The sequence below is a fragment of the Acinetobacter sp. WZC-1 genome, from assembly GCF_052544965.1.
Genome location: NZ_CP199370.1, coordinates 2,963,191 through 2,981,482, shown reverse-complemented (window position 1 = coordinate 2,981,482; position 18,292 = coordinate 2,963,191). Strand labels below are relative to the sequence as shown.

13 protein-coding genes, 1 pseudogene and 1 riboswitch are annotated in these 18,292 nt (G+C 48.5%); of the genes and pseudogenes, 12 read left to right on the top strand and 2 right to left on the bottom strand.

Annotation, left to right across the window (positions count from 1 at the left end; translation table 11 throughout):
- The first annotated feature begins 50 nt into the window (after positions 1-50).
- The 3 genes from aceE to ACT6PV_RS13795 all read left to right on the top strand — a co-directional run bounded on the left by aceE (position 51) and on the right by ACT6PV_RS13795 (position 5,673).
- A complete protein-coding gene (aceE, locus tag ACT6PV_RS13805; RefSeq protein ID WP_445116852.1) occupies positions 51-2,768 on the top strand; it encodes a pyruvate dehydrogenase (acetyl-transferring), homodimeric type in 2,718 nt (905 codons plus the stop codon).
- Complete coding sequence (locus ACT6PV_RS13800; protein WP_445116851.1) at positions 2,768-4,747, top strand: 2-oxo acid dehydrogenase subunit E2; 1,980 nt, start codon at positions 2,768-2,770, stop codon at positions 4,745-4,747. Before aceE ends, ACT6PV_RS13800 begins: the two co-directional genes overlap by 1 nt.
- A gap of 109 nt (positions 4,748-4,856) precedes the next feature.
- A riboswitch (yybP-ykoY riboswitch) is annotated at positions 4,857-5,007 on the top strand.
- A gap of 90 nt (positions 5,008-5,097) precedes the next feature.
- Entirely contained in the window at positions 5,098-5,673 is a 576-nt protein-coding gene (locus ACT6PV_RS13795) for a TMEM165/GDT1 family protein (RefSeq protein WP_445116850.1), read from the top strand.
- Positions 5,674-5,915: 242 nt separating this feature from the next.
- Here the strand turns inward: ACT6PV_RS13795 and ACT6PV_RS13790 are convergent, their stop codons facing one another.
- The gene (locus ACT6PV_RS13790; protein WP_445117125.1) at positions 5,916-6,158 is read right to left on the bottom strand and encodes a hypothetical protein; all 243 of its coding nucleotides are present in this window, start codon (positions 6,156-6,158) and stop codon (positions 5,916-5,918) included.
- 21 nt (positions 6,159-6,179) lie between these two features.
- Between ACT6PV_RS13790 and ACT6PV_RS13785 the strand changes: the two genes are divergently transcribed.
- The 5 genes from ACT6PV_RS13785 (at position 6,180) to recJ (ending at position 13,121) form a co-directional block, all read left to right on the top strand.
- A protein-coding gene (locus tag ACT6PV_RS13785) for an IS3 family transposase (protein ID WP_445114756.1) occupies positions 6,180-7,327 on the top strand; the annotation gives its coding sequence in 2 pieces (ribosomal slippage) (positions 6,180-6,426 and positions 6,426-7,327; 1,149 coding nt in all).
- Positions 7,328-7,813: 486 nt separating this feature from the next.
- Positions 7,814-9,280, top strand: a complete 1,467-nt coding sequence (gene guaB / locus ACT6PV_RS13780) for an IMP dehydrogenase (RefSeq protein WP_445116849.1) — start codon at positions 7,814-7,816, stop codon at positions 9,278-9,280.
- Positions 9,281-9,396: 116 nt separating this feature from the next.
- A complete protein-coding gene (glmM, locus tag ACT6PV_RS13775) occupies positions 9,397-10,734 on the top strand; it encodes a phosphoglucosamine mutase (RefSeq protein ID WP_445116848.1) in 1,338 nt (445 codons plus the stop codon).
- A 24-nt stretch (positions 10,735-10,758) separates the two neighbouring features.
- Positions 10,759-11,415, top strand: coding sequence for a pyridoxamine 5'-phosphate oxidase (pdxH, locus tag ACT6PV_RS13770; RefSeq protein WP_445116847.1), 657 nt, complete (start codon positions 10,759-10,761; stop codon positions 11,413-11,415).
- Between the two features lie 2 nt (positions 11,416-11,417).
- Complete coding sequence (recJ, locus tag ACT6PV_RS13765; RefSeq protein ID WP_445116846.1) at positions 11,418-13,121, top strand: single-stranded-DNA-specific exonuclease RecJ; 1,704 nt, start codon at positions 11,418-11,420, stop codon at positions 13,119-13,121.
- Positions 13,122-13,174: 53 nt separating this feature from the next.
- Here the strand turns inward: recJ and ACT6PV_RS13760 are convergent, their stop codons facing one another.
- Positions 13,175-13,948 carry a putative porin gene (locus ACT6PV_RS13760; RefSeq protein ID WP_445116845.1) on the bottom strand — a complete coding sequence of 258 codons (774 nt, stop codon included), beginning with the start codon at positions 13,946-13,948 and terminating at the stop codon, positions 13,175-13,177.
- A 418-nt stretch (positions 13,949-14,366) separates the two neighbouring features.
- Between ACT6PV_RS13760 and prfB the strand changes: the two genes are divergently transcribed.
- The 4 genes and pseudogenes from prfB to ACT6PV_RS13740 all read left to right on the top strand — a co-directional run bounded on the left by prfB (position 14,367) and on the right by ACT6PV_RS13740 (position 18,282).
- A protein-coding gene (prfB, locus tag ACT6PV_RS13755; RefSeq protein ID WP_445116844.1) for a peptide chain release factor 2 occupies positions 14,367-15,462 on the top strand; the annotation gives its coding sequence in 2 pieces (ribosomal slippage) (positions 14,367-14,438 and positions 14,440-15,462; 1,095 coding nt in all).
- Positions 15,463-15,603: 141 nt separating this feature from the next.
- The gene (locus ACT6PV_RS13750) at positions 15,604-15,903 is read left to right on the top strand and encodes an ArsR/SmtB family transcription factor (RefSeq protein WP_445116843.1); all 300 of its coding nucleotides are present in this window, start codon (positions 15,604-15,606) and stop codon (positions 15,901-15,903) included.
- Between the two features lie 64 nt (positions 15,904-15,967).
- A pseudogene (locus ACT6PV_RS13745) lies at positions 15,968-16,843 on the top strand (oxidoreductase); the annotation flags it as partial.
- A gap of 158 nt (positions 16,844-17,001) precedes the next feature.
- Complete coding sequence (locus tag ACT6PV_RS13740) at positions 17,002-18,282, top strand: 3-deoxy-D-manno-octulosonic acid transferase (RefSeq protein WP_445116842.1); 1,281 nt, start codon at positions 17,002-17,004, stop codon at positions 18,280-18,282.
- The last annotated feature ends 10 nt before the right edge of the window (positions 18,283-18,292 follow it).

Below are 18,292 nucleotides of genomic sequence, written 5' to 3'. Positions count from 1 at the left end.
AACATGATACATATATGATAATAGAAAACAGATCAGGGAACAGGTGAGTTATGGCGTATTATGGTGATACAGATGCACAGGAGACGCTGGAATGGCAGGATGCCTTTGATTCCGTTTTACAGCATATGGGGACAGAGCGCGCGGCTTTTTTACTGGAAAAGCTATATCAGCGGGCAATTGCAAAGCATGTTCCCATTCAGCGCCTGAATACTCCTTACTTAAATACAATTTCGGTTGAAGAAACACCGGCCATGCCGGGTGACCAGGATATGGAACGACGGATTCGCGCTTTAATCCGCTGGAATGCATTGGCCATGGTGCTGCGTGCCAATAAGACCGGGGATGACCTGGGAGGGCACCTGGCAAGTTTTGCGTCATCAGCAACCCTGTATGATGTCGGATTTAACCATTTCTTCCGTGCCAACAGTGACAGTTTTGGCGGTGACATGATCTATTATCAGGGGCATTCTGCACCGGGTATTTATGCACGTTCCTATCTGGAAGGTCGTCTGACTGAGGATCAGCTGAATAATTTCCGTCGTGAAGTGGGGGGGCAGGGGCTTTCAAGCTATCCGCATCCTTATCTGATGCCGGACTATTGGCAGTTCCCGACGGTTTCCATGGGGCTTGGGCCGATTATGTCCATTTATCAGGCGCATATTCAGAAATATCTGATGAATCGTGGCTTGATTAAGGAAGAAGACCGTAAAGTATGGGCCTATCTGGGCGATGGTGAAATGGATGAGCCGGAAAGTCTGGGGGCAATCTCACTGGCCGGACGTGAAAAACTCGATAATCTGATCTGGGTAGTCAACTGTAATTTACAGCGGCTGGATGGTCCGGTACGTGGGAATGGCAAGATTATTCAGGAACTGGAGTCATTGTTCCGGGGGGCTGGCTGGCGTGTCATTAAGGTGGTATGGGGGCGTCACTGGGACCCATTGCTGGACAAGGACAGCTCCGGTGCGTTGAAAGCCTGTATGGAAGAAACCGTGGATGGTGACTATCAGCGCTATCAGGTGAAGGGCGGTGCCTATACCCGTGAGCATTTCTTCGGCAGATATCCTGAAGCGGCTGAACTGGTCAAGGGGTTGAGTGATGAAGATATTGATAACCTGAATCGTGGCGGTCATGATCCATATAAAGTCTATGCAGCTTATGCGGCAGCCACACAGAGTAATGGCCAGCCAACGGTGATTCTGGCCAAGACGGTCAAGGGTTATGGCTTGTCGGATGAAGTTGAGGCCGTCAATAAGACGCATCAGATTAAAAAAATGCAGCTGGAATCGCTGAAATACTTCCGTAATCGTTTCAATTTGCCCTTTACCGATGAGCAACTTGAAGAGTTGCCGCTGTACCGTCCGAGTGAAAACTCACCTGAACTGAAATATATGAAGGCCCGTCGTGAAGCATTGGGCGGTTATTTGCCGGCACGCCGTAAGGAAAGTGTTGCACTGGAAATTCCTGAGCTATCGATTTTTGATGGGGTACTGAAGGGCAGTGGCGGCAAGGAGCAGTCCACCACCATGGCCATGGTGCGCTTAATTGCGGCTTTATTGAAGGATAAGGCGATTAAGGACCGTGTGGTACCGATCGTACCGGATGAAGCACGGACTTTCGGTCTGGAAGGCATGTTCCGCCAATTGGGTATTTACGCTGCGCATGGACAGAATTATACGCCTGAAGACCAGGAACAGCTGATGAACTACCGTGAAGCCCGTGATGGTCACATGCTGCAGGAAGGGATTAATGAAGCCGGTGCCATGAGTGCCTGGGCTGCATTGGGCACCAGTTATTCCACCAATAACCTGCCGATGATTCCAATGTACATGTATTACTCCATGTTTGGTTTCCAGCGGATTGGAGATATTGCCTGGGCTGCCGGTGATTCTCAGGCACAGGGCTTCCTGTTCGGTGCCACTGCCGGGCGCACCACACTGAACGGAGAAGGTCTACAGCATCAGGATGGCCATTCGCATGTACTGGCCAATACCATTCCAAACTGTGTGGCCTACGACCCATGCTTTGGTTATGAACTGGCTATCATTATCCATGACGGTTTAAAACGCATGTATGTCAATCAGGAGCGGGTGTTTTATTACCTGACCCTGATGAATGAAAACTATGATCAGCCGGCGCTGCCGCAGGGTGCAGAAGAAGGTATCCGGCGTGGCATGTATTTGTTTGAAAAAGATGAAAAGGCAACGGTGCAGTTGCTGGGGTCCGGTGTGATTCTGCGTGAAGTGATCAAGGCCGGTCAGATTTTGCGGGATGAATATCAGATTCACGCCAACATCTGGAGTGTGACCAGTTTTAATGAGCTGGCACGCGACGGCATGGCTGTTGAGGAATATAACCGCTTGCATCCAATGGCGGAAACAGGGAAAGAGAGCTGGGTGTCCAGTCAGTTGCGTGACAGCGATGGCATTGTGGTTGCGGCAACGGATCATATCCGCGCCTATAGTGAGCAGATTCGTGCTTATTTGCCGGATAACCGTCCCTATGTGACGCTGGGGACTGATGGCTATGGTCGTTCCGACACCCGTGGCAATCTGCGCAGTTATTTTGGTGTTGATGCCGCTCACATTGTGGTGGCGACCCTGAAAAAACTGGCAGATGAAGGTGAAGTGGATGCCCGACTGGTGAAGGATGCGATTTCGACCTTTGAACTGGATGTGGATCGCCCTGTGGCCTGGTTGCCTCAGGCATATCCTTCGGTACAGGACGTTGCTGCCTATACCGAGCAATCAGGTGAGGAGAACCAATAATGCAGATCAAAACACCTGATATTGGCGTGGAAAAGGCGACGGTCGCCGAAATCCTGGTCAAGGTTGGCGATAGCATTGCCGTGGATGACAGCATTGTATTACTTGAGTCAGATAAGGCCTCTGTTGAAGTACCCAGTACTTCAGCAGGCGTGGTCAAAAATATTCTGATCAGTGAAGGGGATGAAGTCTCTGAGGGCCAGCCCCTGATTGAAATTGAATCGGATGCCGGTGAAACATCCGGCCCGACAGCGGCTGTTGCGCCTGCTCAGCAGCCATCAGCGTCATCTGAACAAGCGCCGGTGGTTGAAGCAGAAGCAACTGCTGTAACGGCCTCTGCCTCTCCTGCAGCATCATCTGCTTCAACGCAGGTGGTGGAGGTGAAAGTCCCGGACATTGGTGTGGAAAAAGCACTGGTTGGCGAAGTACTGGTCAAAGCAGGGGATCAGATTGCCATTGATGACAGTATTGTGGTGGTGGAATCTGACAAAGCCACTGTTGAAGTGCCGAGCACAGCAGCGGGTACCGTGGAAAGTGTCGATGTTGCAGAAGGCGATACGGTGAAGGAAGGTGTACTGCTGATTACGGTTAAAACAGCGTCTTCTGCATCTGCTGCCACAGCGCCGCAACAGGCGACAACACCGGCAGCAGCTGAATCTGTTCAGGCGGCTGCAGCACCGGCTGCCGCTCCTGTCCAGGCGGGTCCGGTTGAAGTGATTGTTCCGGATTTGGGTGTGGACAAAGCGTTGATTTCCGAGATTCTGGTCAGTGTGGGTGATCAGGTGGAGAAAGACCAGAGCCTGTGTGTTGTCGAGTCGGACAAGGCATCGGTGGAAGTGCCGAGTACGGTTGCAGGGGTGATCCAGGCCATTCATATTAAAACTGGGCAGGAAGTGACGCAGGGTTCAGCGCTGGTGACCATTACTGCAGAAGCTCAGCCATCCCCGGTGCCCGCCACGGCAGCGCCGGTTGTACCTGCGCCGGCAGCCGTTGAATCAGCGCCGAAAACAACCGCAGCTGCAACACCGCTTGTGGCCGATGCAGACCGGTTAACGTCTCAGCAACAGGCAGAAAATGCCCGGGTTTATGCTGGCCCTGCGGTCCGTAAACTGGCTCGTGAGCTGGGTGTGGTGCTTTCACAGGTTCAGGCTTCCGGTCCGAATCAGCGTGTCATGAAGGACGATGTCTTTGTCTTTGTTAAATCACGTTTAACTGCACCACAGGCTGCGGCCGCTGTTGCGGCTTCAGCACCTTCAGGTTTGCCGGCATTACCGGACTTCAGTGCATTCGGTGGCGGTGAAGTCAGGGCGATGACCCGGTTGCAGCAGGTGTCTGTGCCGCAATTGTCACTGAATAACTTTATTCCGCAGGTGACCCAGTTTGATCTGGCAGATATCACAGCGCTTGAAGCATGGCGTGGCGAACTGAAAGCAGGTTTTAAACAACAGGGTATCAGTCTGACCATTCTGGCGTTTATTGCCCGGGCTGTTGCGCATTTGCTGAAAGAAGAACCTTATTTTGCCGGTCATCTGGCAGATGATCAGAAATCAGTGTTATTGCGTAATGAAATTCACATGGGGATCGCCGTAGCGACCCCGGATGGTCTGACCGTACCGGTATTGCGTAATCCGGACCAGAAGTCAATTCAGCAGATTGCTGTGGAATTGGGTGAACTGAGTAAAAAAGCCCGGGATAAAAAATTGTCTCCCAAAGATTTACAGGGGGCAAATTTTACCATCACCAGTCTGGGGTCCATTGGCGGCACGGCATTTACGCCACTGGTCAATTGGCCACAGGTGGCTATTCTGGGAATTTCTCCAGCCACTATGCAACCGGTATGGAATGGGACGGATTTTGATCCACGTTTAATGTTGCCGCTGTCGCTGTCCTATGATCACCGTGTAATTAATGGTGCGGATGCAGCACGTTTTACCCATAAACTGACTGAATTACTGGCAGATATTCGTAATATCCTGCTTTAAGGCGGGATCGGTTGTCAGTGATGAAGAATCCCGCTGCGGCGGGTTTTTTCATTCCTGTGATTTATTACAAGGGAAGGTTTGAAAACCGTTTTAAAAGCCGGTAAACTAGCAATACTTCATTGGGGAGTAGCCGCCATTTACCCGCAGTCCGCAGTAAATGGGTGATGATCAACATGATTGCTCAACAGGGCATGGTCATCATAGCAAAGAACCAATTTAACTGATCACTCAGTTTTCTTTTGTTGGCAAGACCTTTGATTTATCACTCCGCATTCAGTTGCTGCAACTGATTATTGGCTGGCGGGAGGGATAAGTCATCGGTAAAATTTGCTGGCCAGAGAAAACATGTGATGAATGCCTTTCTTATCTCGCTGGTTGTAATTGCCTTATCCGAAATGGGTGATAAAACCCAGTTGTTGGCCCTGTTGCTGGCGGCAAAATTTCGTAAGCCTGTTCCCATTCTGATTGCCATTTTTCTTGCCACCGTGATTAATCATGGCGTCTCTGCCGTATTTGGTCAGTGGATTACCACCGTACTCAGCCCGGTCGTGCTGCTGTGGATTGTATCGCTTGGTTTTATTGGCATGGCGGTATGGATGCTGATTCCGGATGAACTGGGTGATGAGTCTGAAAATATTCATAAATGGCAACGCTACGGTGTATTCGGCGCCACATTTGTTTTGTTCTTTCTTGCTGAAATTGGGGATAAAACCCAGATTGCCACCGTTGCTTTGGCTGCCCGATATGACAGTATTGGCTGGGTGACGGTTGGGACTACGCTGGGGATTTTACTGGTAAATATTCCGGCAGTCTTTATTGGTAACCGACTGGCAGATAAATTGCCCATTGCACTGATTCATAAAATTGGTGCGGTCATCTTCCTGCTGATCGGCATCAGTGCATTGGTGCAGCATTATTTCTTCTGATTCTGAAACAATCCGGATAATTGGCCCTATGATGGATTGGACACTATTAATATTATAAATGTTAAATTTCATAAACTTATAAATAAAAATTAAAATTATGGCGTAAAAATGGTGTAAAATTATTGATTACAAAAAAGTTAGTGCTATGTTCAACTATCTTAGTATGGGCCACTAAATCACCACTTATAAATGGTAATACATCCTTTATTTCAAAACACCTTAAATAATTACACCCTTTTTAATCACTTATTTACTTTTTCCAAGTTAATTACACCAAAGGTTCTTCTTCCTGAATTATTGAAATAAGAAGCCTTACCCAATTTTAACTCTTTATCAAACTCAATTTCACAATACCCTTTATGGGAATTTAACTCATATGATTTTTCTAACTCTGGCTCATTTCTATAACTATAACTGAGCAACCAACCACCTGTTGGTCCATGAATAGCCACTAAGTTTGTCGATACCGAATAGTTAGATAAAATAGCTAATTAAGAGGTGTTTTTATGAGTGGCAAACGATTTACCGAAGAGTTCAAGATTGCAGCAGCGCAGCAAGTCATTGAGAAAGGCTACAGTGTTGCAGAGGTTGCGGGAAGATTAGGCACAACGACCCATAGTGTTTATGCTTGGGTTAAGAAATACTTTCCTAAAACACCCCAAGCTACTGCTCTTGAAGATCAAACCAAAGAGTTGGCTCGATTAAAGAAAGAGCTGCAACGAGTTACAGAAGAGCGTGATATCTTAAAAAAGGCCGCGGCGTACTTCGCCAGCCAGTCAAAATGAGGTACGCCTTTATCAAGGATCACCAGCAGGTCTGGTCAATTTATAGAATGTGCTCGGTACTGGAGGTTCATCCCAGTGGCTATTATGCATGGTTGAAACAACCTTTGAGTGCTACAGCCAAACGTAGCAAACAACTGTCAGGCCTGATTAAACAGTTTTGGTTAGAGTCAGGCGGTGTATATGGCTATCGCAAGATTTTCTGTGACTTGCGTGATATTGGTGAGCCTTGTGGAGTTAATCGTGTACATCGACTGATGCGACAGGAAGGCTTGAAATCCCAACGTGGCTATCGAAAACCAGGATATTCAAAGGGCTATCAACCTATTGTTCAAGCCAATACATTAGATCGGCAGTTTAATCCTGCACAGCCAAATCAAGCATGGGCAACAGATATCACTTATATCCGTACTCATGAAGGCTGGCTGTATTTAGCTGTTGTGATTGACCTTTTCTCAAGGTTAGTCGTTGGCTGGTCTATGAAACCAATGATCACTAAAGAGCTAGTTCTTGATGCTTTATTGATGGCAGTTTGGCGTAGATCGCCAACAAATAAAGTATTGGTTCACTCTGACCAAGGTAGCCAATATACCAGTCATGAATGGCAAGCCTTTCTGAAGCAACATGGTTTGGAAAGCAGCATGAGCCGTCGCGGCAACTGTCACGATAATGCTGTGGCAGAGAGCTTTTTCCAATTACTGAAACGAGAAAGAGTTAAACGGAAAATATATTCAACGCGTGCTGAAGCTAGATCAGATATATTTGAGTATATTGAGATGTTCTACAACGTGAAACGTCGCCATGGTGCTAACGACCAGCGGTCGCCAAAGGACTTCGAGACGTTTTATGAAATGAAGCTGGCGTGTATCTAGATTCTTAGTGGCTATTCATATCTTAAATTTAGATAACTTAGGTGAACTTTAATTTTAAATCTTTGTGCAACAAAGCCGTTCCATTTACTAATTTTCGCTGTGCTATTGTCCCCATAAATTTACGCCCTAAACATTCTCATGAGCATTATGGCGCAAATCAAATTTTAAAAAGCGTAAAACAAGTTAAAATGGTTCTTAATAGTTTTAAACAAATATTGATTCAAGTTGGTGATTTTAAATGAATATTTTACAAAGCAATGATATCAAAAGAAAACCACGAATCAGTGTTGCCCCGATGATATGGTGGAACGGACCCTGGACAACGGTTTATTCATGCATGCAGGGGGCCAATCAGCAACAGCCATGATGTGTGGCGCTAATGATGAGGACTTTAATCAGGTCTGCTGAAAAATACTCTGCAATTAAAATGAAATCCGGATGGAAATTTGTATATAATAGCTCACGGAAATTACCAGTGAGACTGTTATGCTGACCATCGTTCAGGAAGCGTTAACCTTTGATGATGTCCTGTTACTCCCTGCCTATTCTACCATCCTTCCAAAAGATGTCTCGCTGAAGACACGCCTGACCCGCGACATCCATCTGAATATTCCCCTGGTATCAGCGGCAATGGATACCGTGACCGAATCACGCATGGCCATTGCAATGGCGCAGAATGGCGGTATTGGTATTTTACATAAAAACATGGATATTTCTGCACAGGCTGCAGAAGTGCGCCGTGTCAAGAAATTTGAAGCGGGTATGGTCAAAGACCCGATTACCGTCACTCCGGAAACCACGGTTCGTGAATTGATTGCTGTGACTCAGGCCAATAACATCAGCGGTGTGCCTGTGGTAAAGGATGGCAAAGTTGTTGGTATTGTCACGGGACGTGATACCCGTTTTGAGACCAATCTGGAGCAGCCGGTCAGTAATATCATGACCGGGCAGGACCGCCTGGTGACAGTCCGGGAAGGCGAATCCAAGGAAAATATTCAGGCATTATTACAAAAATATCGCATTGAAAAAGTATTGGTGGTGGGTGACAACAATGAATTAAAAGGTCTGATTACGGTCACTGATTTCCGTAAGGCAGAGCTTTATCCAAACAGCTGTAAGGATGATCTGGGCCGTTTACGTGTCGGTGCTGCAGTGGGTACCGGTGCAGAAACCCCCAGCCGTGTTGAGGCGCTGGTGGACGCCGGAGTGGATGTGATTGTGGTGGATACTGCCCACGGCCATTCTGCCGGTGTGATTGAACGTGTCCGCTGGGTGAAGCAGAATTATCCGCAGGTTCAGGTGATTGGTGGCAACATTGCCACCGGCGATGCGGCCCTGGCTTTACTGGACGCCGGTGCAGATGCGGTCAAAGTGGGAATCGGCCCAGGTTCAATCTGTACTACCCGGATTGTGGCCGGTATTGGCGTACCTCAGATTTCTGCAATTGACAATGTGGCCAATGCATTAAAAGAGCAGATTCCGTTAATTGCAGATGGCGGTATCCGTTTTTCCGGAGATATGGCAAAAGCAATCGGAGCGGGAGCAAGTACGGTCATGGTGGGTTCCATGATGGCCGGGACCGAAGAGGCGCCCGGTGAGGTTGAGTTCTTCCAGGGGCGCTATTACAAGGCGTATCGTGGCATGGGTTCACTGGGAGCAATGGCGGGGGCAACAGGTTCCGCAGACCGTTATTTCCAGGATTCCAGGGCTGGTGCTGAAAAACTGGTGCCGGAAGGGATTGAAGGCCGTGTTCCTTACAAGGGGCCAATGGGCAATATTGTGCATCAGATGATGGGTGGCCTGCGCTCCTCAATGGGCTATACCGGTTCTGCCACCGTTGAAGATCTGCGTCAGCATGCTCAATTTGTTAAAATCACTGCTGCCGGCATGAAAGAATCGCATGTACATGATGTCACCATTACCAAAGAGGCGCCTAACTATCGTGTTGGCTAATCTCTGTGCAATATTTTATGCAAAGGGCCGTCAGTTTATGACGGCCTTTTTATTTTGGTGTAAAGTGGGCAGGTAATGGACTGGTTTAATGACACGATCATAAGTGGGTAAAAAAGATGAGTTATTTTGGTACGGATGGGATTCGTGGAAAATTTGGTGAACTCCCGGTTACCCCTGAGTTTTCGCTGAAACTGGGATTTGCAGCCGGTAAGGTATTGAAACAGCTGAACCCAGGTTCCAAACCCATTGTGGTATTGGGTAAGGACACCCGTCTTTCAGGTTATATTCTGGAAGCAGCCCTGCAGGCAGGCTTAAATGCTGCCGGGGTTTATGTGCATCTGCTGGGGCCATTGCCGACACCGGCCATTGCACATTTAACCCGTGCCCTGCATGCCAATCTGGGTATTGTGATTTCTGCATCGCACAATCCTTATTTTGATAATGGAATCAAGTTCTTTTCCGGTGAGGGTAAAAAACTGCCGGATGAGGTTCAGGATGCGATCAATCAGGCGCTGGAACAGGATATCGTGATTGAAGATACTGCCAGTCTTGGAAAAAGTGTCCGGGTCAAGGATGCCAATGGCCGTTATATTGAATTCTGTAAATCATCATTTCCCTACCATTTCAATTTACGTCATCTGAAAATTGTGGTGGATTGTGCCAACGGTGCGGCGTATAGCGTGGGCCCGGCAGTATTTCGTGAGCTGGGTGCCCGGGTGGTGACACTCAATACCGAACCGGATGGTCTGAATATTAATAAAAACTGTGGTTCCACCCATCCTGAGCATTTGCAGAAAGCTGTGGTTGAACACCAGGCGGATCTGGGCATTGCTTTTGATGGTGACGCTGACCGGGTAGTGATGGTGGATCGTCATGGTCAGCTGGTGGATGGTGACCATATCCTGTATATACTGGCAACCGGGGCGGCCACCAGACCTGCCGGGATTGTCGGTACTGTCATGAGTAATATGGCGCTGGAACTGGCACTGGCTCAGGCACAGGTGCCATTTTACCGTGCGAAAGTCGGCGACCGTTATGTACTCCAGGCACTGGAAGAAAATGCCTGGATTATCGGGGGAGAGCCATCCGGGCATATTCTGACCCTGGATAAAAGCACCACCGGGGATGCGATTATTTCTGCACTCCAGGTACTGACCGTCATGGTGGAGCAGCAAAAAGGCCTGGATGAGCTGGTGGCAGACTTTAAACTGTTCCCACAAGTACTGGTCAATGTCCGCCTGGAGCAGATGCTTGATCCGTTTGAAATTCCTGCACTGGTGAATATGTTTGATCAGGCGGAACAGCAACTGGCCGGTCATGGACGAATCTTAATCCGTAAGTCAGGTACTGAGCCAGTGATCCGGGTGATGGTGGAAGGCGATAATCTTCAGGAAGTCACCGAGCTGGCCAACCGGCTGGCAGATGCAGTCCGTCAGCATGCTGTTGCTGCATAAACCTTATTCAGACAGGCTATTCCCGTGAGTGATCGTATTCAGGATTTAAGTGAACTTCGTCTTTCCTATGAAAAGAGTGAACTTCATGAAGCGCAGATGGAATCACATCCGCATGAGCAATTTCTGATCTGGTTTGAGCATGCGCTACAGGCAAAACTGCATGAACCCTATGCCATGTCACTGGCCACGGCAGATGGCCGGGGACGGCCGCATGTGCGTACGGTGTTATTACGGGGTGCAACGGATGCCGGCTATGACTTTTATAGCAACTATGACAGTCAGAAAGGTCTTGATCTGGCGGCCAATCCCTATGCGGAACTGCTGTTTTACTGGCCTGCACTGGAGCGTCAGATTCGTATCAGCGGTGAGGTGCATAAAATTTCAGATCAGGAATCCACCTGGTATTATCATAAACGTCCCCGTGACAGTCAGATTGCAGCGCACGTCAGTACGCCGCAGAGCGGTGTGATTGCAAGCCGTGAGCTGTTACAGCAGCGTTTTCAGGACCTGCATGCCAGGGTCGGGCAACAGACCGAACTGCCCCGGCCTGAATTCTGGGGCGGTTATCGGTTGCAGCCGGAGCACTATGAGTTCTGGCAGGGACGTCCAAATCGTCTGCATGACCGGCTGAGCTATGCAAAAAACGGTGAATACTGGACCCTGCAGCGGTTGATGCCTTAAATATGTCTGACATTCAGATCAAACAGCGCCCTTATTTGACCTCTCCTGAACTTTTTCCGGAGATGTCTCCCTTAATTGCACGAATTCTGGCTGGCCGTGGTGTTCAGTCTGAGCAGGAATTGCAGCTCAAACTGAAACATCTGGTCGCACCCGATATGAAGGGACTGGATCAGGCGGTGCAGATTATTGATCAGGCACTTGATCAGCAGAAAAAAATCGTGATTGTCGGGGATTATGATGCTGATGGTGCCACCAGTACCGCACTGATGCTGCTGGTGTTGCGTGAAATGGGTGGCCATGTGGAGTATCTGGTGCCGGATCGTTTTAAATATGGTTACGGTCTGACTCCGGCCATTGCGGATCTGGCACACAGCAATTATCAGCCGGATTTGCTGATCACCGTGGATAACGGAATTTCCAGTCATGCGGGGGTCAGGCAGGCGCAGTCACATGCCATGCAGGTGATTATTACCGATCATCACCTGACTACAAAGCCAACACCGGAAGCAGAAGCGGTGGTCAATCCCAATCAGCTGGGCTGTGAGTTTCCCAGCAAGGCACTGGCTGGGGTGGGGGTTGCATTTTATGTACTGGCCAATCTGGCGACACATCGTGCCGGGCTGCAAAAATCCACATGCAGGGTGGTGCAGTATCTCGACCTGGTAGCGCTGGGTACTTATGCCGATGTGGCAAGTCTGGATCAGAATAACCGGATTCTGGTGGATGCCGGTGTCAGACGGATTCAGCAGAGTCAGTGCCGGCCGGGTATCAGTGCCTTACTCGATATTGCCGGACGTGATCCATCTCAGTTAAAGGCACAGGATCTGGGCTTTGTGCTGGGACCCCGCATTAATGCCGCAGGCCGCATGGAGACCATGGACATCGGCATTGAATGTCTGTTGGCAGCCGATATGCAGAGCGCCTGTCAACTGGCGCAGCAGCTGAATGATTTAAATCTTGAACGTCGTCAGGTGGAAAGCCAGATGAAGCAGGAAGCACTGACTGAACTGGCACATTTAAATCTGGATCAGGATAACTTGCCTGCAGCGCTGGTCATGTTTGAACCACACTGGCACCAGGGCGTGATTGGCATTGTTGCCGGGCGTCTGAAGGAGCAGTTTCATCGGCCGACGATTGTCTTTGCGGCGGATCAGGATGGCGAACACATCAAGGGTTCGGCACGCTCCATTGAAGGCATTCATATCCGGGATGTCATTGAAAAAGTTGCAGAGCAGCATCCTCATATTATCAGTCATTTTGGCGGACATGCGGCGGCGGCGGGACTGACCCTGAAAAAAGCAGATTTTGCCGTGTTCAGGGAGCTGTTCATCCAGCAGATTCAGCAGGTGGATGACGCGTTATTTCAGGCTACGCTGTGGACAGATGGTGAATTATCTGCAGATGCTTTTTTATTGCAAACCATTGATCAGCTTGAACAGCTGGGGCCGTGGGGACAGAAGTTTCCTTCCCCGGTATTTGAAGGGCATTTTAAGGTGCTTGATTATAAATGGCTGAAGGATGCGCATTTAAAATTGCGACTGGCGCTGGACAATGGCCGGGCGGTAGAAGCCATTGCCTTTTATGCAAAGGAAAAATTTGCCTTTGATCCGATGTGTGATGCTGTACATATTGTTTATGAACTGGATAAAAACCAGTTTAATGGCAATGTCAGTCTGCAGCTGCGTCTGTTGCATCTGTCGCAATAAAAAAACCGCTCAGCTGCTGAGCGGTTTTTTATGATGTTTAAAGTTATGGAGTCTTAGAAACGGTATGCAGCACGTACACCATAGGTGTTGTAGTCATCACCGAATCCGACACGACCTTCAAGGCTGACCTGTTGATTCAGGAATTTTTTCGCGTTAATGCCCCATTCATCCCTTTCAGTCAGGTCGTTGTTATAGTAGTCAGCACCAACACTTAATGTTTTGTCGATGTAGTAGTCACCACGAACGCTGTACTCGTCCAGGTCACCGAAGGCACCGTAGGCTTCAAGGTTAACATCGTGCTGACCGAACTGGGTGACATATTTTGCACGGACTGTCGGGTCGGCACCATCATCCCCATTTTTGGCGTCATAGCCTTTCACCCCTAAAGCAAGCAATAAGCCCGGAGCAGGTAAATAACCCACTTCTGCACCATAGGTCGTGACTTTTCTCTCGACATTGATGTCATCAAATTCAGTTTTGTTATGACCGACATTGGCACCAATATAGAAGTCGCTGTTCGGCACAAAGTATTCAACGCCAAGGCCGTATTGCGTATTTTCAACACCGCTGTTGTCGCCATAATTGACTTTTGCTTTTACATTACTGGACCGGTCAAGGAACGCAGCTTCATTTAATGGTGAGTTACGCACCTGAACCGGATTGAAGTAGTAAGTTCCATCCAGTCCAAAATTGTGAGTTCCATCAAAATCATCCCAGTCTGTATATGTATACGAACCACCAACTTCTGCCTGATACGCATTTGCAGTGCCGGAGATACTGAACGTCACGGCAGACAAAAGCGCTGAAGCAATTGCTAATTTTTTCATGGTTGTTACCCCTTTTGAAACTTTACTGAAAATTACATGTTTTGTTACAACTTAAGTCTAGTTTAAAAATAGGGTGCGTCAATCTGTTGGATGTAACAGAACTGTAATAAAGGTAAGTTTGTGTAATAAGATTAATATAGGATATTGATTAAATAAGAATAAAATCTATGTTTTGTTTTATTAAAACTGTGTGTTTAATATGAAGATAGGGGTTTTGGGGGAAGAGCCTGACATAATTTGTAATAAAAAAGCATTTTGTGCATAAAAAACAGTCTAAAAATTGATCAAACAGGAAGCTGGAAATTCTGCATTCTTGCAGTCGTCGTTTTTGTGATTGAAAAGCAATAACGCCAGTCTGGCTGTGCTGTGTTAGAATGCCTGCCAATTTGAAATTGTTCACTATGGGATAAAAAAGCTCGTGGAAATTAATCCTTATCTAAACCAATTGAAAGACTTAAATGACCGTGGTCAGACACTACGGGGGTATCTTTGACTACGATCTGAAGAAAGAACGTTTAGAAGAGGTCCTCCGTGAGCTGGAAGATCCGACCATCTGGAATGATCAGAGTCGTGCCCAGGCAATGGCGAAAGAAAAAGGCGAACTGGAAAACGTATTAAACGTGCTGGATGGCCTGGCTGAACAGCTTGAAGATGCAAAGGCCATGCTTGACCTTGCTGTTGAAGCAGAAGATGAAAGCCTGCTTGCAGATGTCCAGGCTGAACTCGATGCTGCAGAAGAAGCATTGGCGAAGCTTGAATTCCGCCGTATGTTCAATAACCCGATGGACCCGAATCCGTGTTTTGTTGAAATTCAGTCCGGTTCTGGCGGTACAGAGGCACAGGACTGGGCATCCATGCTGCTGCGTATGTACATGCGCTGGATTGAACGTCACGGTTTCAAGGCTGAGTTGGCGGAAGTTTCCGATGGTGATGTCGCCGGGATTAAATCTGCAACCATCCGTGTGGAAGGTGAGTATGCTTTTGGATGGCTGCGTACCGAAAGTGGTGTGCATCGCCTGGTGCGGAAATCACCGTTTGACTCCGGTAACCGGCGTCATACTTCTTTCTCGGCGGTTTTTGTGTCGCCTGAGGTGGATGACAATATTGAAATTGATATCAATCCATCGGATGTCCGTACCGACACTTACCGCGCTTCGGGTGCTGGTGGTCAGCACATTAACAAAACCGACTCCGCAGTACGTCTGACACATATTCCGACCGGGATTGTGGTGGCCTGCCAGAACCAGCGTTCACAGCATGCAAACCGTGACAGCGCCTGGAAGCAGTTACGTGCAAAACTGTATGAACTGGAAATGCAGAAGCGCAATGAAGCCGCACAGGCAATGGAAGATTCCAAATCAGATATTGGCTGGGGTAGTCAGATCCGTTCCTATGTACTGGATGACTCCCGGATTAAGGATTTAAGAACTGGGGTGGAGAACTCCAATACTGGCGCAGTGCTGGACGGGGACCTGGACCGGTTTATTGAAGCAAGTCTGAAACAGGGCCTGTAAGTTTAAATTCAGTCTTCGGACAACGCGATTCAGCTGTGGTTACAATGTATCTAAAAAAGTCGATATTAAAATCGAAAAAATACGATATATTGGAGCGAGATGCTGAACTGAGCGTTGTCATGTATTGATCGTGTCTTCATTATGGATATAGATTTAATCTTTAAAGCGCTGGCCAATCCGATCCGCCGGCAGATTCTGGAATGGCTGAAAACGCCTGAACAGTTTCTGTCTGCTGAAGAATATGGCGGCTTTAAGCGTGGTGTGTGTGCAGGACATATTGAACGGCTGGGAAAAGTGTCGCAATCGACCATGTCCAGTCATTTGTCTGTGTTGCAACAGGCCGGGCTGATCCAGGTGGAAAAATATGGACAGTGGTCTTATTTTTCACGCAATGAAGCGCTCATTCAGCAATATATCGAACATCTGAAAAACTCACTTTAATCTCATGTATTTGAATATTAACAGTGGGTGTCGAGGCACATATGGCTGAACTCAACTCACCGCTGACACTCCGGGATTATTCAGTGATGCTCAGGTGCAGGGCTGGACAGCGGTGACGGAGGCGGTACACGCCCGCGATGGTCTGATTATTGCTCAGTTATGGCATGTGGGTCGGGTATCACATCCGGACCTGCTGCAGGGCGAGACGCCGGTTGCCGCCAGTGCAGTCCAGCCGCAGGGTTATGTCAGTCTCTTACGGCCTAAGCGTGAATATGTGTTGCCAAGGGCACTGCAGATTTCAGAAATTCAGGTGATTGTGGAGCAATACCGACAGGCGGCCATCCGGGCAAAGGCTGCCGGCTTTGATGGTGTTGAACTGCATGCTGCCAATGGCTATCTGATTGACCAGTTTCTGCAAAGTTCAACCAATCACCGTGAAGATGAATATGGTGGTTCAGTGGAAAATCGGGCCCGGCTGTTATTGCAGGTCATGGATGCCCTGATTGAGGTATGGGGTGCCGGCCGGGTTGGTATTCATCTGGCGCCACGGGGTGATGAGCATGATATGGGCGATGATGATCCACGTGAAACCTTCGGTTATGTGATGGAGCAGATGGGGCAGCGCAAAATTGCCTTTTTCTTTACCCGGGAATATCTGGCTGAAGACAGCATCAGTGAATATATGCAGGCACGTTCACAGGGTGTGCCTTATATTGCCAATATGCGTCTGAGTCGTGAAGATGCAGTCCATCTGCTGCATGCAGGTAAGGCGGATGCGGTTTCCTTCGGTAAGGCTTATATTGCCAACCCGGATCTGTATGAACGTCTGATCCAGGATGCGCCGTTAAATGAACTGAAGCTCGAGAACATGATTGGTGCGCGCAGTGCAGAAGGCTATACGGATTATCCTGCGCTGGCTGAAATTTCTGTTGCAGGTTGATACTGGCTGCCTGCACATCTGATCATGAAAATTCGATTGTGAAACTTTGATGATGAAAATCAGATCACGAAAATAAAAAGATTTCCGGGCATGATTCATTAACAACTGAATCATGCTCTGTTATATTTGCCGCTTGCATCTGATGCGGGACATATGCTTTGGCCACTCCTTTCTGGTATAACGCAGCACTTTCCATAATCAAGCCGTTGTATAAGTGGCGGATCAAAAAACGTGCCCTGAATATGGCTCAGTACCATCAGGAATGCGTGGAGCGCTTTGGTCCTTTTCAGCCGGCCCTGAATAAAAATGTAATCTGGTTTCATGCTGTATCCGTGGGGGAAACCAATGCAGCACAGCCTTTAATTGAACATTATCTGAACGCCGGGCATGCGGTGCTGGTGACCAATACCACCACAACCGGTCAGGCGCGTGCCCGGGCATTGTTTTTAAAAGCATGCTATGAACGCTTATTTCAGGCCGTGTATTTACCTGCAGATCAGGTGCAGCTGCTGCGTACATTCTACGAAAAGTACCAGCCCAGACTGCTGATTCTGGTGGAAACGGAACTGTGGCCAAATTTAATTAATCAGGCCCGGCAGCTGCATGTACCGTGTTTGCTGATCAATGCCCGGCTGTCCGAAAAATCTGCGCGGGGCTATGCCCGGGTGCCCGGTCTGACCCGTTCCATGTTGCAGGGACTGGATTATTTACTGGCGCAGGACCAGGTCAGTCAGCAGCGCTTTATTGAACTGGGCATGCCGCCACAGAAAACCATCGTAGCCGGCAGCATTAAATTTGATATACAGGCGCCTGAACAGTTTTTGTTGCAGGCGCATCAGTTACAGCAGGACTGGCAGCTTGCGTCCCGAAAAATCATAACCATTGCCAGTACACATGCACCGGAAGAACAGAAACTGCTGTCTGCACTGAAAGCTGATTTCATGGATCATCCGGAGTTGCTTTGCATTGTGGTGCCACGTCATCCTGAACGGTTTGACGAAGTTTTCCAGCTTGCACAAAGTCTGAACCTGCGCACGCGTCGCCGCAGCCGGGGCGAGTCGATTCAGCAGGATACTCAGGTGTATCTGGCAGACAGTATGGGCGAGTTATGGTTATGGTATGCCTTAAGTCAGGCCTGTTTTGTCGGTGGTTCTTTAAATACACCCGGTGGTGGGCATAATCTGCTGGAGCCGATGGTGTTGCAGGTTCCCACCGTGACAGGTCCCCACTATTTTAACTTCCAGAGCATTGTGGATGCGTTTTTACAGGCAGATGCGGTCCGGGTTGCAACAGATGCTGAACAGGCCGCCGAATGGTTAAGACAGTATTTGAATGATAAACAACTGGCCGCCCGGCTGGTGACCCATGCAAATGCGGTACTGGAGCAGAATAAGGGCTCACTGTATCGGCATATCCAGATGATCAATAGCTATCTTTAAGGGTGTTGCT

What these genes read in the sequence shown, in the direction of transcription:
- aceE (WP_445116852.1), top strand. Translation starts at nt 51, where the DNA reads ATGGCGTATTATGGTGATACAGATGCACAGGAGACGCTGGAATGGCAG.
- ACT6PV_RS13800 (WP_445116851.1), top strand. Translation starts at nt 2,768, where the DNA reads ATGCAGATCAAAACACCTGATATTGGCGTGGAAAAGGCGACGGTCGCC.
- ACT6PV_RS13795 (WP_445116850.1), top strand. Translation starts at nt 5,098, where the DNA reads ATGAATGCCTTTCTTATCTCGCTGGTTGTAATTGCCTTATCCGAAATG.
- guaB (WP_445116849.1), top strand. Translation starts at nt 7,814, where the DNA reads ATGCTGACCATCGTTCAGGAAGCGTTAACCTTTGATGATGTCCTGTTA.
- glmM (WP_445116848.1), top strand. Translation starts at nt 9,397, where the DNA reads ATGAGTTATTTTGGTACGGATGGGATTCGTGGAAAATTTGGTGAACTC.
- recJ (WP_445116846.1), top strand. Translation starts at nt 11,418, where the DNA reads ATGTCTGACATTCAGATCAAACAGCGCCCTTATTTGACCTCTCCTGAA.
- ACT6PV_RS13760 (WP_445116845.1), bottom strand. Translation starts at nt 13,948, where the DNA reads ATGAAAAAATTAGCAATTGCTTCAGCGCTTTTGTCTGCCGTGACGTTC.
- ACT6PV_RS13750 (WP_445116843.1), top strand. Translation starts at nt 15,604, where the DNA reads ATGGATATAGATTTAATCTTTAAAGCGCTGGCCAATCCGATCCGCCGG.